Source organism: Flavobacterium tibetense, from assembly GCF_003293845.1.
Classification (GTDB): Bacteria; Bacteroidota; Bacteroidia; order Flavobacteriales; family Flavobacteriaceae; genus Flavobacterium; species Flavobacterium tibetense.
Genome location: NZ_QLST01000021.1, coordinates 13,601 through 29,360, shown reverse-complemented (window position 1 = coordinate 29,360; position 15,760 = coordinate 13,601). Strand labels below are relative to the sequence as shown.

The following is a 15,760-nucleotide window of genomic DNA, read 5'->3' as shown; positions in this document are numbered from 1 at the left end:
GTAAACGGCGGCCGTAACTATAACGGTCCTAAGGTAGCGAAATTCCTTGTCGGGTAAGTTCCGACCTGCACGAATGGTGTAACGATCTGGACACTGTCTCAGCCATGAGCTCGGTGAAATTGTAGTATCGGTGAAGATGCCGATTACCCGCAGTGGGACGAAAAGACCCTGTGCACCTTTACTATAGCTTAATATTGACCTTGGACACGTGATGTGTAGGATAGGTGGGAGACTTTGAAGTGGGTTCGCTAGGATCTGTGGAGTCATTGTTGAAATACCACCCTTTGCTTGTCTGAGGCCTAACCCCGCGATTGTGGGGGACATTGTTTGGTGGGTAGTTTGACTGGGGTGGTCGCCTCCAAAAGAGTAACGGAGGCTTCTAAAGGTTCCCTCAGCACGCTTGGTAACCGTGCGTAGAGTGCAATGGCATAAGGGAGCTTGACTGAGAGACATACAGGTCGATCAGGTACGAAAGTAGAGCATAGTGATCCGGTGGTTCCGCATGGAAGGGCCATCGCTCAAAGGATAAAAGGTACGCCGGGGATAACAGGCTGATCTCCCCCAAGAGCTCATATCGACGGGGGGGTTTGGCACCTCGATGTCGGCTCGTCACATCCTGGGGCTGGAGAAGGTCCCAAGGGTTGGGCTGTTCGCCCATTAAAGTGGCACGCGAGCTGGGTTCAGAACGTCGTGAGACAGTTCGGTCTCTATCTACTGCGGGCGTTAGAAATTTGAGTGGATCTGATTCTAGTACGAGAGGACCGAATTGGACTGACCGCTGGTGTATCTGTTGTTCCGCCAGGAGCATCGCAGAGTAGCTACGTCGGGAAGGGATAAGCGCTGAAAGCATATAAGCGCGAAACCCACCACAAGATGAGATTTCTTTTAAGGGTCGTGGAAGATGACCACGTTGATAGGCTACAGATGTAAAGGCAGTAATGTCATAGTCGAGTAGTACTAATAACCCGTAAGCTTATCTGCAAGATTGTCTGCCGAGAAATCGGCAGACGAGAACTTTCTACTAAATATTTACTTATCTCAGTATGTTAAGATATTAGTCACTAGGCAAAAGGCAATAGCCAATAGTTTAGTTGACCCGAGCAAAAAAGCTGATGCCTTATGGCTAATGCCTATTGCCTTAAAAACTTAAGGTGGTTATTGCGGCGGGGCTCACCTCTTCCCATTCCGAACAGAGTAGTTAAGCCCGCCTGCGCAGATGGTACTGCATGACTGTGGGAGAGTATGTCGCCGCCTTTCTTTTGAAAAGCCCTATCATAACTGATAGGGCTTTTTTGTTACCTATATGCCGTCCCGAAGGGACTGAGTGGTAAAAACCATCTGGATTAGGGTGGTTTTTTGTTTTTTTTGTCTTTATGAAAGGCTAATGTTAGTGTATTTCAATGGGAAGTTGTTTTGTTTTTTTGAACATTAGTGGGGCAATCGCGCTATCGTTTTTACTTGTAATGTTTTATTAAATCACCTTTAATGTAGTAAGAAATTCCAATGGAATGGAAGCTAGAATACTTATTAATTGAATTGATATATTCCTTTTTTTTCTTGAGATTGTTAAAACCTTTCAGAATATAGAATATAATATCTCTTTCATTACTTTTTATAATTTGATAACAATGGTCTTTATCTGTTAATTCAATTATAATGATTTTGTCTTGTTGATTAAGTTTTTCTAAATAGTCAAGAAATTCTTTTTTGATAATTTTTGATTTTTCATCTAATAAAAATGACTGCATTTTAAATCTTTCTAAGTAAAAACGTTCTGCATCTTCTTTATCTAAAATGATTTCATCATCAAGCATTATCTCATTATGATTGAGAATATAAATACAATCTTTAGAATACTCTAAACTAGTATTGAATTCCAAATCTTGTATAATTTTTTTAATTTTTTTATCCATATTTTTGCCTATTATTGAGCCTTTAACAAAATTAATTATTTTCCAATAATTTCTACTGAAAACCTCTTCTGCGTTAGGGATAGGAGTATTTGTTTGAGCTCTTACTTAAAATTTCTAAGGATTTTAAGTAAAGCGAGTGCGGATAGCCCGACCTGTAATTGCGAGGTACGAAGCAAACAGGAACGTCCAAAAAAAAATCTAATTCTTGTGAAGTTGGATGTTATTATTACTCTTTTAAAAAGTTGGCTATTTTTTGAATTACTTTTTTATCGCCTAGAATTTTACGGTGTCCTAATTCTTTGGTAATAATTAATTGGCTGTTTTTTAAGTGTTTATGAATGTTTTCTCCTGCGGTATAAGGAACGTCTTCATCGTCTTTGTCGTGTATGACTAAGACTGGAATGCTAATATTTTCGGCTGCTTTATAAGAGGAGTAATTCTCCATTTCTTCGTTGTATTTTTTCTTGAAGATGGCTTTCATTTTTTCTCCTATTAGTGGTTTTAATTCTAGCTTTTTTATGAAATCGGATACAATGTCGTTTACACTGTCGCCACTTCCTACTAAAACTAATTTTTTTACTTGAAGCCCTTGTTTTACTGCGTTGAGTATAGACATACTTCCCAAAGAGTGTCCAATAGCAAATTCAAATGGACCATATTTTTTATTAATTTCTAAGATACTTGCTATGAATTCTATCATTAAGGTTTGTTTGCCTGGTGACTTTCCGTGTGCTGGTGCGTCGAAACTGATGGTACTGTAACCCATTTCAAGCATTTTATCTGCAATTTTTACCAATTGTGTGCCGCGACCGCTCCAACCGTGAACTAATAGCACTTTTTTTGGTGCATTTCCATAGGAATACGTCATTATTTTTTTGTCGATTGATGGAATGTGTAAGAATTCTTGAGTAGAATTTTTATCCATTTCGCTTTCGCGTTTGGGTAGTTTGTATTTAATTGGTGTTGTAAATAAGGTTTTAGCAAAAGCTACCGTAAGTGTTGTTGAAATTGCTTGTAAGGCTTTGGCAGTATATTTTATTCCTACAGGAATTTCGGAAACGTTTTTTGTTCTTTTTAAAGAAGGCATGGTTGTAATTTTTAGGCTAAATTACCTTTATTTACTGTATGTGACTATTAATCTTTTCTTAAAAAGTTTCTTAAAATGTAATTAAAGTTAATTATAATGTAATTTAGATTGTTGAATAATGAGTAAATTTGTACCAATAAAAACAATTCGTTTATGAATAACAAGTCAAAATTTTTATCAATTATTTTACTAGCGTTGGTATTTAGCTGTGCTAAAAATCCATTTACTGGTGAACGTACTATGGCTTTGGTGCCAAACAGTCAGATTTTTCCAACTGCTTTTCAACAATACAATCAGTTTTTGTCTGAAAATAAAGTAATTACAGGAACGGCTGATGCAAAACGTATTGAGACCATTGGAATGAAAATTAAAACGGCATCGGAGCGTTGGTTAAATGCGAATGGGCATTCAGAGTATTTACAAGGTTATGAATGGGAATATAAATTGGTTGATAGTAAAGAAGTGAATGCTTGGTGTATGCCAGGAGGAAAAATCGTTTTTTATACGGGTATTTTACCAATTTGTAAAGATGATGCAGGTATTGCAGCGGTAATGGGTCATGAGGTTGCACATGCTTTAGCGAATCATGGTCAACAACGAATGAGTGCTGGTTTAATTCAACAATTGGGAGCTGTGGGAACACAAGTAGCAGTTGGGAATAAAGATCCGCAAACACAAGCTTTGATTATGCAAGCTTACGGAGTTGGTTCTCAAGTAGGTGGAATGTTACCGTTTAGCAGAAAGCACGAAACAGAAGCCGACAGAATTGGATTAATCTTAATGGCTATTGCAGGCTATGATCCAATTAATGCGGTTTATGTTTGGGAACGTATGTCGGCAGCTTCTGGGGGTCAAGCGCCACCAGAAATTTTGAGTACGCATCCAAGTAATGAATCGCGTATAAAAGATTTGACGGCTTTAGTTCCACAAGCAAAAGCGGAAGCTGCAAAATTTGGTGTGGTGTTTAAGTAATTTGTAAAAAAGTTATATCTTCGAAGCTGCTCAATTAAGGGCAGCTTTTTTATTTTATTCTATGGCTAATTTAGAAAAAGGAAGTGCAAAACTTTTAAATGCTTGGGCGTTTTATGACTGGGCTAATTCGGTGTATGCGTTGGTTATTTCATCGTCTATTTTTCCGTTGTATTATGGTGCGTTGTTTCGTGCTAAAGGAATTGATTCTATTGTGTTATTTGGTTTCGATATTCGTAGTGAATCTATAATAAGTTATACTACAGCTTTAGGTTTTATAATTATTGCGATACTTTCTCCTTTATTATCCGGAATTGCCGATTACATGGGAAATAAGAAGTTTTTCTTGAAATTTTTCTGTTATATGGGCGCCATTTCTTGTATGTTGCTGTTCTTTTTTCAATTGGAAAATATTTATTTCGGACTTATAACTTATATGACGGCTTTGATTGGTTTTTGGGGAAGTTTGGTTTTTTATAATTCCTATTTACCTGATATAGCTTATCCTGAGCAACAAGATCGAATCAGTGCCAAAGGCTATGGATTGGGATACATTGGAAGCGTAGTTTTATTGCTAATTAATTTAGCTATGGTAATGTTAGTGCCAGACGAACATAAACTACAAATGATGCGTTATTCCTTTTTATTGGTTGGTATTTGGTGGATAGGATTTAGTCAATATACCTATTATTATTTGCCAGACACCAAAAACGGAAATAAGCTCCAAAAAAATATCATCTTCAACGGTTTTAAAGAATTACGAAAAGTTTGGCGCCAAATTAAAGAATTGCAATCACTGAAACGTTATTTAGGAGCGTTCTTTGTTTACAGTATGGCGGTGCAAACGGTGATGATTATTGCTGCTTATTTTGGTGAAAAGGAAGTAGCTTGGGGAAGTGATGCCAATAGAACAACTGGATTAATTTTGAGTATTTTACTGATACAAATTATTGCTGTTTTTGGCGCTTGGGCTACATCAAAAGCTTCTGCAGCATTTGGAAATATAAAAGTATTGATGTTCATTAATTTTTTATGGATTATCATCTGTGCCTATGCTTATTTTGTGGTTACTCCCAATGATTTTTATATTGCAGCCGCTTCGGTTGGATTAGTAATGGGTGGGATTCAATCGCTTTCACGTTCTACGTATTCCAAATTAATTCCTGAAAATACTGTTGATACCACTTCCTTTTTTAGTTTTTATGATGTAGCTGAAAAAATTGGAATAGTGATTGGCATGTTTTTATATGGCTACATCACTGATATTACAGGAAAAGCTCAAAACGCTATTTTGTTTTTAATTGTGTTTTTTGTGGTAGGATTTTTTTTACTATCAAGGGTGAAAAAATAAATTATTGCATATATTTGGAAAAAATATTAAAAAATGAAAAATATATTTTATGTAGCGATAATGCTATTTATGTCAATTACTTTTGTTTCATGTGATAATGTTGAACCCCTAGATCCAGCTTTATTAAGTTCTGATAATGGAAATACAGGAGGCGGTAATACTGGTGGTGGTACAGGAGGTGGTAATACAGGAGGTGGTAATACAGGAGGAACTGGTTCAACAACAGCTGATTATTGGCCAACAGCAATTAATAATGTTTGGCATATGGAACGTGATGGTGTATTACTTGATCCAATTAAAATTGTTGGTACAGGAACTTTTAGTGGTGCCTTATACTATAAATTTGCTCCACAATCCGGTTCAGGAACATCATCTTCTGGAAGTGCAACTAATTGGTTGAACAAGAGTAATGGTGTATATAAATTGAAGACCGATGATATCAATATCAATGCTGGTGGAATGACAGGAACTCAAACGGGTTATGAATATATCATTTTAAAAGATAATTTAAATGTTGGACAAACTTGGAATGGTACTTATTCTCAAACTACTACATATCCAGGTATTGCTACCATAACTATGAATACAACTTACACAGGGACTATCTTAGCTAAAAATGTTACCGAAGTTGTGGATGGAGTAACATATAACAATGTAATTAAAGTAAGAATGAATCAAACAGTATCTTCTGCAGGTATTCCACCAACTGAAGTAATTACTGAAGCGTGGTATGCTAAAGGTGTTGGTCCAATTAAGTCAACAACAAACTCAGCAGGGGTCAATTATATATCTATTTTAGTAGATTATACACTTTTCTAGATGAACATAATCCCGAACTAACCTTCGGGATTTTTTTATGGCATAAATCTTGAACTTAATTAGTTCCAATTTATTAGGATTTATTTATGATGTTGTTAATCAGTGTTTTGAATAAAATCCAATACATTTGTGAATTGAATTAATGACAAAATGACTTATTTTAAAATATGCCAAATCAAAAAATACTTACACTAGACAATCTGTCACTTCAAGAGATTCAATCGGATGCTGAATTAATTCCGTTATTGACGCCAGAAGATGAAGAAGAAATGAATAATGAAGCCTTACCAGGCGATTTACCTATTTTACCTTTACGAAATACGGTTCTTTTCCCTGGAGTAGTTATTCCAATTACTGCTGGAAGAGATAAATCTATAAAATTGATTAACGATGCCAATGCCGCTGGAAAAGTAATTGGTGTAGTTTCTCAAATTGATGAAAGTGTAGAAGAACCTACGCCAGCTGATGTGCATCACATTGGTACTGTTGCCCAAATAATCCGCGTACTAAAAATGCCTGATGGTAATATTACCGTAATTCTTCAAGGAAAAAAACGCTTTGAAATTGATGCCTTTACGCAAGAAGAACCGTATTTGAAAGCGACTGTAAAGGAATTTGAAGAAATTCGTCCTGAGAAAAAAGATGTTGAGTTTCATACTATTGTCGAGTCTATCAAAGATTTAGCTATCGAAATAATTAAAGAGAGTCCGAATATTCCAACGGAAGCTACTTTTGCCATTAAAAACATTGAAAGTTCACCGTTCTTAATCAACTTTGTTTCTTCCAATATGAATTTATCGGTGGAAGACAAACAAGGATTACTTTCGATTAATAATTTGAAAGATAGAGCGTTAGAAACTTTGCGTTTCATGAATTTAGAAATGCAAAAATTGGAATTGAAAAACGATATTCAATCCAAAGTTCGTTTCGATTTAGACCAGCAACAGCGCGAATATTTCTTGCAGCAACAAATGAAAACCATTCAAGAAGAATTGGGCGGCGTTTCGTATGAAGCTGAAATTGAAGAAATGCGTCAGAAAGCGAAAACCAAAAAATGGGATGATAAAGTAGCCCAACATTTTGAAAAAGAGGTTTCTAAATTACAACGTACCAATCCCAATTCACCTGATTTTGGGGTGCAACGCAATTATATTGAACTGTTTTTAGAATTGCCTTGGAACGAATATACCAAAGATAAATTTGATTTAAAACGTGCCCAAAAAATCTTAGATCGCGACCATTTCGGATTGGAAGATGTGAAGCAACGTATCATCGAACATTTGGCAGTTCTTAAATTGCGAAACGACATGAAATCACCTATTTTGTGTTTGTACGGACCTCCTGGTGTTGGTAAAACTTCCATTGGAAAGTCTATTGCAGAAGCTTTGGGAAGAGAATATGTTCGCGTTTCGTTGGGAGGAATGCGTGATGAAGCGGAAATTCGTGGTCATAGAAAAACTTATATTGGTGCTATGCCAGGAAGAATTATTCAAAGTATTAAAAAAGCGAAAACGTCTAATCCTGTTTTTGTATTGGACGAAATTGATAAACTATCGAGTAGCTTTAATGGTGATCCGTCGTCTGCTTTGTTAGAAGTTTTGGATCCTGAGCAAAATTCGGAGTTTCATGATAATTTTTTAGAAATTGGATTTGATTTATCAAAAGTGATGTTTGTGGCAACTTCCAATAGTTTGTCGAGCATTCAACCCGCACTTCGCGATAGAATGGAAATCATCAATATGTCGGGTTATACGATTGAAGAAAAGGTTGAAATCGCTAGAAGACATTTGGTGCCAAAGCAATTGAAAGAACACGGTTTAACTGAAGAACATTTGCAAATTGGTAAAAAACAGCTTGAAAAAGTAGTTGTAGGTTATACAAGAGAATCGGGTGTTCGTGGTTTAGAGAAAAAAATTGCCCAATTGGTTCGTCATGCAGCAAAATCAATTGCGATGGAAGAACCGTATAATGTAAAAGTTTCGGATGAAGACATTGTTTCTATTTTGAAAGCACCAAGAATGGAGCGCGATAAATATGAAGATAATGATGTGGCTGGAGTGGTTACTGGTTTGGCTTGGACATCGGTTGGTGGTGATATTTTATTTATAGAATCTACTATTTCCAAAGGAAAAGGAAACATGACCATGACAGGAAATTTAGGAACTGTTATGAAAGAATCGGTTACTATTGCTTTGGAATATATTAAATCAAATTCGGAAAAATTAGGAATTGATGCTGAAGTTTTATCGACCAATAATATTCACATTCACGTGCCAGAAGGTGCTACACCAAAAGATGGACCAAGTGCTGGAATTGCCATGCTAACTTCGATGGTTTCTACTTTTACACAAAAGAAAGTGAAGAAACATTTGGCAATGACTGGTGAAATTACGTTGCGTGGTAAAGTATTGCCTGTTGGTGGGATTAAAGAAAAAATTCTGGCTGCCAAAAGAGCCAATATTAAAGAAATTATTTTGTGTCATGAAAACAAACGTGATATAGAGGAAATCAAACCTGAATATTTGAAAGGATTGAAATTTCATTATGTAGATAAAATGAGCGAAGTAATTGAAATTGCAGTTTTAAATCAGAAAGTAAAAGACGCAAAAAAACTGAACTAAGCGTTTTTAATCGTAAATAGAATTCCGGCTAATGTAAATTAGTCGGAATTTGTTTTTAATATAGATGATATAATTTTATCTTCGCATCAGCGTTATAGCTTTGACACTTATTTAAAAATGCTAAGAAAACTTGTAGTACTTTTTCTGTTATTCGTTACCACTACTCATTTTGGACAAATAGGAGGTAAGTACGTATACCAATTTTTGAACTTAGCACAATCGCCTCGTCAAGCGGCTTTGGGCGGAAAAGTCCTTACGGTTGTTGACTTTGATGTCAATCAAGCTTTTTATAATCCAGCTACTATTAATCAAGAAATGAGCAACCGACTTTCGGTTAATTATGGTAGTTATTTCGGTGAAGTTTCTTATGGAACAGCTGCTTATGCTTACACTTGGGATAGACATGTACAAACCTTTCACGCAGGAGTAAGTTATATCAATTACGGAACTTTCGAAGGAAGAGATGAAATGGGTAATTTAACATCCGATTTTACAGGAAGCGAAACAGCTTTATCATTAGGTTATGCTTATAATATTCCTTGGACTAATATGTATTTGGGTGCTAATGTAAAATTAATTTCTTCAACCTTAGAAACTTATAATTCTTGGGGAGCCGCAACGGATATTGGGTTTTTATATATTGATGACAAGAATGATATCAATTATGCCATTTCCATTCGAAATCTTGGGTTTCAAATCAAACCTTATGATAATGTGAATGAGAAATTACCATTGTCAATTGATGCTGGAATTTCGCAATTGATGGAACATGTTCCGATTCGTTGGCACTTGACATTGGAAAACTTGCAACAATGGAATATTGCCTTTTCAAATCCCAATAGAGCAGAAGGAACATTAGACGGTAACTCAAACGAAGAAAAAGTGTCCTTTTTTAATAATGCATTGCGTCATGTAATTGTTGGTGCCGAATTATTTCCAGAAAAAGGGTTTAATTTACGATTGGGATATAATTTCAGAAGAGGTGAAGAATTGCGAATTGTGGACCAAAGAAATTTCTCTGGAATTTCAGTTGGTGTTGGTATTCGTTTTGGAAAAGTAAAATTTGATTATTCTTATTCTCGATATACAGTGGCAGCAAATACTAGTTTGTTTGGGTTGATGATTGATTTGGATAGAGATAGAGGTTATTAATGCATTTAAAAAGAATAGTAAAATTTGAAAGTTTAAAAACCGAACAAAATATGAGAGTTTTATTTTTTCTATTTTTATGTTATTCTATGATTTCTTGTAAATTTGATAAAAGTGATTTACAAAATTCAACATGGAAAATCTATCAAAAGAGTTCAAATGATTTTGGAGATGTAATTTCTTTTAAGAATATGGATGTAAAAAATGATACAATTTTTTTTAATAATGAACCAATTTATTTAATTGTAGAATATCGAAACAGATATTTTATGGATAAATTCATAACAATTAAAAGTTTGAATACACAAAATATAGCTACATATATAAATAAATAGTGTGTTTACTTGAAGAAATTAAAAATGAAAAAAATTACCATAGCAATAGACGGATTTTCGTCAACAGGAAAAAGTACGTTAGCCAAACAACTAGCAACAAAATTAGGTTATGTTTATGTAGATACCGGCGCTATGTATCGTGCTGTGACTTATTATATGATGCAAAATGGTTGGGTAACTGATAACGCTTTAGATAAAGAAGCTATTGTGAATGCATTGCCCAATGTTAAATTGCATTTTCAGTTCAATGCGGAATTGGGTTTTGCAGAAATGTATTTGAATGGCGTTTGTGTGGAGCAAGAAATTCGTACTTTAGAAGTGTCAAGATTTGTGAGTAAAATTGCAGAAATTTCAGAAGTTAGAGCCAAATTAGTAGAGCAACAACAAGAAATGGGCAAAGAAAAAGCCATTGTAATGGACGGAAGAGATATTGGAACGGTAGTTTTTCCTGATGCGGAATTAAAATTGTTCATGACAGCTTCTGCAGAAACGCGTGCTAAAAGACGATTTGATGAATTGGTAGAAAAAGGCCAACACGTAACTTTCGCAGAAGTTTTACAAAATGTACAAGAGCGAGATTATATCGATACAAACCGTGAAGATTCGCCTTTGGTTAAAGCTTCGAGTGCTATTGAAATTGATAATTCTTCCATGAGTAAAACAGAGCAATTTGAATTGGTTTTGCAAATGGTTCAAGATGTTGTAAACAGGTAAATGTATGAATACAAAACTCCAATTAAATCTACTTAATTTTTTACAGTTTTTTATTTGGGGTTGTTGGTTGATAACCATTGGCTCTTATTTGTTTCAATTGGGTTGGTCGCCCAGTCAGTTTGGTTATATTTATGCTACTATTGGAATTTCAGCTATTGGATTCCCTGCCTTTTTTGGGTATTTAACTGACCGCTATTTTAGTTTAATGAAAGTGTATCGGACGTTGCATTTGACAGCGGCACTTTTAATGTTGTTTTTACCTTCTATTTTAAATCCTACTTTGTTTTTTTTAGTTTTGTTGTTGTATATGATTGCATATATGGCATCCATTCCCATGTTGGTTAGCTTTTGCTATTCCAAATTAAATGAAGAGAATTACAATGTCAAGTCGATTTATCCAAAAATTAGAGTTTGGGGTTCTATTGGATTTATTCTGGCACTTTGGTTAGTAAGTTTATCAGGTAATGAAACTTCGGTTTACCAATTTTATTTGTCGAGTTTGGCTTCATTGGTACTTTTTGTAGTTACTTTTTTTATTTCTGAAGCGCCAAGAATTAAACCAAAATCTCCATTTTCTTTCCAAAAAGCCTTTGGACTCCATATTTTTCAAGCCATTACTAATAAAGAAGTGTATTACTTTTTCGGATTTGCCTTTTTCTTTGGAATCGCATTGATTGTTTCCAATGGCTATACCAATCCATTTTTGCATGACATCAAAACTACTATTTCTAATCCAGAAGCTATTTTGGTGAAATATCCTGCCATTGTGGTTTCGGTTTCGCAAATTGCGGAAGTCTTTTTTATATTGTTGATGCCGTTTGTTTTGAAGCGACTTTCAATTCCTATAATTGTATTGTTAAGTTTTATAGCTTGGACAATAAAATTCCTTTTGCTGTCTTTGGTTTCGCCTGAAAATAGTTTGTTTTTGGTATTGATGTCATGTGTTTTTTATGGAATGGCATTTAACTTTTTTTTAATTGCAGGGTCTATTTATCTAGATGAAAACACGGTTAAAGAATACCGTGGTAGTATGCAAGGATTTTTTGTAATGGTAGTTAATGGTTTTGGAGCCTTATTTGGAAGTTTTACAAGTGGTTTGTTGATAGATTCTTTTTTTACAACAAACGCAACAAAAGATTGGCCGGCAATTTGGTTGTTTTTTGCAGTGCTATTATTTCTCATTGTGGTTTTATATTTCCTTTTACTTTGGAATAAAAAACACAAAAAGTAAGTGTTTAAATTTTAATAAGTTTTTGTAAATTAAAAATATAATAGTACCTTTGCACACCTTTTGGCAGAGACGAGTTTCCATTAGGAATCAATTAATTATGTAAACAACTTCTGTTGTTTTTAAACTGCATAAGAAACTCATTAAAAACGCAGGATACAAATTTTTAATCAGCATGTCTGAAATTAACAAAACACAAGAAGAATTTTTAGCGAGTTTTAACTGGCACAATTACCAAGAAGGTATCGATCCAGTTGATGAAAAAAACTTACAAGAGTTTGAAGATTTAGTATCTAAAACTTTTATTTCTACAGATGATCAAGATGTAGTAGAAGGAGTAGTAGTAAGAATTACAGATAGAGACGCTATCGTTGATATCAACGCTAAATCAGAAGGTGTAATTTCTTTAAACGAATTTCGTTACAACCCTAACTTAAAAGTAGGTGATAAAGTAGAAGTACTTATCGATGTTCGTGAAGATAGAACAGGTCAATTAGTATTATCGCACAGAAAAGCTAGAACAATCAAAGCATGGGATAGAGTTATCGCTGCTCATGATACTGGTGAAATCGTTAACGGTTTCGTGAAGTGTAGAACTAAAGGTGGTATGATTGTAGATGTTTTCGGAATTGAAGCATTCTTACCAGGTTCTCAAATTGATGTAAAACCAATTCGTGATTACGATCAATATGTGAACAAAACTATGGAATTCAAAGTAGTGAAAATCAACCACGAATTCAAAAACGTAGTAGTTTCTCATAAAGCGCTTATTGAAGCAGATATTGAAGAACAGAAAAAAGAAATTATTGGTCAATTAGAAAAAGGACAAGTATTAGAAGGTGTTGTTAAAAACATTACTTCTTACGGTGTGTTCATTGATTTAGGTGGTGTAGATGGATTAATCCATATTACTGACTTATCTTGGTCAAGAATCAATCACCCAAGTGAAGTTCTTGAATTAGACCAAAAATTAAACGTTGTAATCCTTGATTTCGATGATGAGAAAACAAGAATTCAATTAGGTTTAAAACAATTAAACGCTCATCCATGGGATGCTTTAGATGCTAAATTAACTATTGGTGATAAAGTAAAAGGTAAAGTAGTTGTTTTAGCTGATTACGGTGCTTTCATCGAAGTTGCTGAAGGTGTTGAAGGTTTAATCCACGTTTCTGAAATGTCATGGTCTACTCACTTAAGAAGTGCACAAGATTTCATGAAAATTGGTGACGAAGTAGAGGCTGTTGTTTTAACTCTTGATAGAGAAGAAAGAAAAATGTCTTTAGGTATCAAACAAATGACGCAAGATCCATGGACTGATATCACTGCTAAATACCCAGTAGGTTCTAAACACACTGGAATCGTTAGAAACTTCACAAACTTCGGAATTTTCGTAGAATTAGAAGAAGGAATCGACGGTTTAGTATATATCTCTGATTTATCTTGGACTAAGAAGATTAAACACCCATCAGAATTTGTAAACGTAGGTGATAAATTAGATGTAGTTGTTTTAGAATTAGACGTTGAAGGTCGTAAATTATCTTTAGGTCACAAACAAACTACTGCTAATCCTTGGGATAAATACGAAGATGGTTTTGCTGTTGGAACTATCCACAACGGAACAATCGGAGAAATTGTTGACAAAGGTGCTACAGTTGAATTCGGAGAAGATATCGTTGCTTTCATTCCAACACGTCATTTAGAAAAAGAAGACGGAAAGAAATTGAAAAAAGGTGATACAGCTGATTTCAAAGTAATTGAGTTCAATAAAGAATTCAAAAGAGTAGTAGCTTCTCACACAGCTATTTTCCGTGAAGAAGAAGAAAAAGTAGTTAAAGAAGCTGCAACTTCAACTTCATCTAATAACAATGCTGAGAAATCTACTTTAGGAGATATCGACGCTTTAGCTGAATTAAAAGCAAGAATGGATAAAGGAGAATAATTCTTAATCCTAGTAAATAATTAAGTCCTGATTTTTATCAGGACTTTTTTTTGTTCTTTACTTTTTTATTTCAACTATTTATCGTAATATTGCAATATATAAATATAAGTAATGGGAGCAACTAAATCCGATTTTTTTTCAGACCAGCAGAATGAAATGGCACAATTACTAAAGGCATTGGCACATCCTGCTAGAATTGCTATTGTTGAATATTTATTGAACGTAGATTCTTGTATTTGTGGTGATATTGTAAATGAATTGCCTTTGGCGCAACCAACGGTTTCACAACATTTAAAAGAATTGAAAAATGCCAATATTATTCAAGGAACGATAGAAGGAACTTCAATTTGTTATTGTTTAAATTCAGAAACAATAGCGCTTTTAGAAGCTTTTTTTGGAGGAATTTCCAATAAGCTCAAGAACAAATGCTGTTAAATTTTCAAAAATTACAATTAAAACATTCTATAAAATGAAACTATCAGAAATTAAAAACAAGTTAAAGGAATTGACTACTATAGGTTTTCAATTGCCTAATGGGGAATTTGTTCCCAACCATTTTCATGTTACCGAAGTGGGTATCGTAAGCAAACATTTTATTGATTGTGGCGGAACGGTTCGAAGAGAAGAAAAAATCAATTTTCAATTATGGGAAGCTAATGATTATGACCATCGTTTGCATCCTGAAAAGTTGTTACATATTATTGAGTTGTCTGAAAAAACATTGGCTTTGCCTGATTTAGAAATAGAAGTGGAATACCAAATGCCAAATACTATTGGTAAATTTAATTTAGGTTTCAATGGTGAATATTTTCAATTGGAATCCCAACTTACAGATTGTTTAGCCAAAGATAAATGCGGTATCCCAACTGAAAAACCAAAGGTTAAAATAGGTGAATGGAAACCAAAAGAAACGTCTTGTTGTACACCAGAATCAGGTTGTTGTTAAATTTTAAATAAAAGTTCATAATGTCCTTTTTGCCTTCTTTGTGAACTTAGTGGTTATAAATAAAACATGTCAGAAAAAAAAGAACATTGGGAAAAAGTATTTGCTACTAAGCAAGAAACAGAGGTGAGTTGGTACCAACAAAAGCCAACAACTTCAATCAACTTTTTTGTTGAAAATCAAATTCCAAAAAATGCTAAAATCATTGATATTGGCGGTGGTGATAGCTATTTGATTGATAACTTATTGGAATTGGGTTATACCAATTTACATCTATTAGATATTTCTGAAAATGCAATCAACCGAATTAAAGACAGGTTAGGAGAAAAAGCTAAACTAGTGACATTCATTGTTTCAGATGTTTTGGATTTTCAACCTGAAACTAGATTTGATGTTTGGCACGATAGAGCTAGTTTTCATTTTTTAACCAATGAAACTGAAATTTCTAAATATAAATCTTTAGTTACCAATGTAATGCATACCAATGGTTTACTTTTTATGGGAACTTTTTCAGAAAACGGACCATTAAAATGTAGCGGATTAGAAATCACACAATATTCAGAAGCTAAATTTGAAGCTATTTTTCAAACAGGATTTTCAAAAATAAACTGTTTTACCGAAAACCATCAAACACCGTTTGATACAACACAACATTTTATTTTTTGCGTTTTTAAAAGAGTTTAAAGAAATCT

13 protein-coding genes and 2 rRNA genes are annotated in these 15,760 nt (G+C 34.2%); 13 read left to right on the top strand and 2 right to left on the bottom strand.

Annotated elements, in window-relative coordinates; all coding sequences use genetic code 11:
- A 23S ribosomal RNA gene (locus DPN68_RS12510) occupies positions 1 to 981 on the top strand; the annotation flags it as partial.
- 166 nt (positions 982 to 1,147) lie between these two features.
- Positions 1,148 to 1,257 (top strand): 5S ribosomal RNA (gene rrf, locus DPN68_RS12505).
- Positions 1,258 to 1,454: 197 nt separating this feature from the next.
- Here rrf and DPN68_RS12500 read toward each other — a convergent pair.
- Positions 1,455 to 1,913 carry a hypothetical protein gene (locus tag DPN68_RS12500; RefSeq protein WP_113989979.1) on the bottom strand — a complete coding sequence of 153 codons (459 nt, stop codon included), beginning with the start codon at positions 1,911 to 1,913 and terminating at the stop codon, positions 1,455 to 1,457.
- 226 nt (positions 1,914 to 2,139) lie between these two features.
- Positions 2,140 to 3,000: an alpha/beta fold hydrolase gene (locus DPN68_RS12495; RefSeq protein ID WP_113989978.1), complete on the bottom strand. Its 861-nt coding sequence runs from the start codon at positions 2,998 to 3,000 to the stop codon at positions 2,140 to 2,142.
- 153 nt (positions 3,001 to 3,153) lie between these two features.
- Between DPN68_RS12495 and DPN68_RS12490 the strand changes: the two genes are divergently transcribed.
- The 11 genes from DPN68_RS12490 to DPN68_RS12435 all read left to right on the top strand — a co-directional run bounded on the left by DPN68_RS12490 (position 3,154) and on the right by DPN68_RS12435 (position 15,752).
- A complete protein-coding gene (locus tag DPN68_RS12490; protein WP_113989977.1) occupies positions 3,154 to 3,972 on the top strand; it encodes a M48 family metallopeptidase in 819 nt (272 codons plus the stop codon).
- Between the two features lie 61 nt (positions 3,973 to 4,033).
- Complete coding sequence (locus DPN68_RS12485; RefSeq protein ID WP_113989976.1) at positions 4,034 to 5,320, top strand: MFS transporter; 1,287 nt, start codon at positions 4,034 to 4,036, stop codon at positions 5,318 to 5,320.
- Between the two features lie 33 nt (positions 5,321 to 5,353).
- Entirely contained in the window at positions 5,354 to 6,139 is a 786-nt protein-coding gene (locus DPN68_RS13270; RefSeq protein ID WP_193477877.1) for a hypothetical protein, read from the top strand.
- Between the two features lie 167 nt (positions 6,140 to 6,306).
- Positions 6,307 to 8,760, top strand: coding sequence for an endopeptidase La (gene lon / locus DPN68_RS12475; RefSeq protein ID WP_113989975.1), 2,454 nt, complete (start codon positions 6,307 to 6,309; stop codon positions 8,758 to 8,760).
- A gap of 117 nt (positions 8,761 to 8,877) precedes the next feature.
- Positions 8,878 to 9,912, top strand: a complete 1,035-nt coding sequence (porQ, locus tag DPN68_RS12470; RefSeq protein ID WP_113989974.1) for a type IX secretion system protein PorQ — start codon at positions 8,878 to 8,880, stop codon at positions 9,910 to 9,912.
- Between the two features lie 356 nt (positions 9,913 to 10,268).
- Complete coding sequence (gene cmk, locus DPN68_RS12460) at positions 10,269 to 10,958, top strand: (d)CMP kinase (RefSeq protein ID WP_113989972.1); 690 nt, start codon at positions 10,269 to 10,271, stop codon at positions 10,956 to 10,958.
- Between the two features lie 4 nt (positions 10,959 to 10,962).
- Complete coding sequence (locus DPN68_RS12455; RefSeq protein WP_113989971.1) at positions 10,963 to 12,189, top strand: MFS transporter; 1,227 nt, start codon at positions 10,963 to 10,965, stop codon at positions 12,187 to 12,189.
- A gap of 172 nt (positions 12,190 to 12,361) precedes the next feature.
- Positions 12,362 to 14,125, top strand: coding sequence for a 30S ribosomal protein S1 (gene rpsA, locus DPN68_RS12450; RefSeq protein WP_113989970.1), 1,764 nt, complete (start codon positions 12,362 to 12,364; stop codon positions 14,123 to 14,125).
- Positions 14,126 to 14,236: 111 nt separating this feature from the next.
- Positions 14,237 to 14,560, top strand: coding sequence for an ArsR/SmtB family transcription factor (locus DPN68_RS12445; RefSeq protein ID WP_113989969.1), 324 nt, complete (start codon positions 14,237 to 14,239; stop codon positions 14,558 to 14,560).
- A gap of 34 nt (positions 14,561 to 14,594) precedes the next feature.
- Complete coding sequence (locus DPN68_RS12440) at positions 14,595 to 15,071, top strand: DUF6428 family protein (RefSeq protein WP_113989968.1); 477 nt, start codon at positions 14,595 to 14,597, stop codon at positions 15,069 to 15,071.
- A 66-nt stretch (positions 15,072 to 15,137) separates the two neighbouring features.
- The gene (locus DPN68_RS12435; protein ID WP_113989967.1) at positions 15,138 to 15,752 is read left to right on the top strand and encodes a class I SAM-dependent methyltransferase; all 615 of its coding nucleotides are present in this window, start codon (positions 15,138 to 15,140) and stop codon (positions 15,750 to 15,752) included.
- Positions 15,753 to 15,760: the final 8 nt, after the last annotated feature.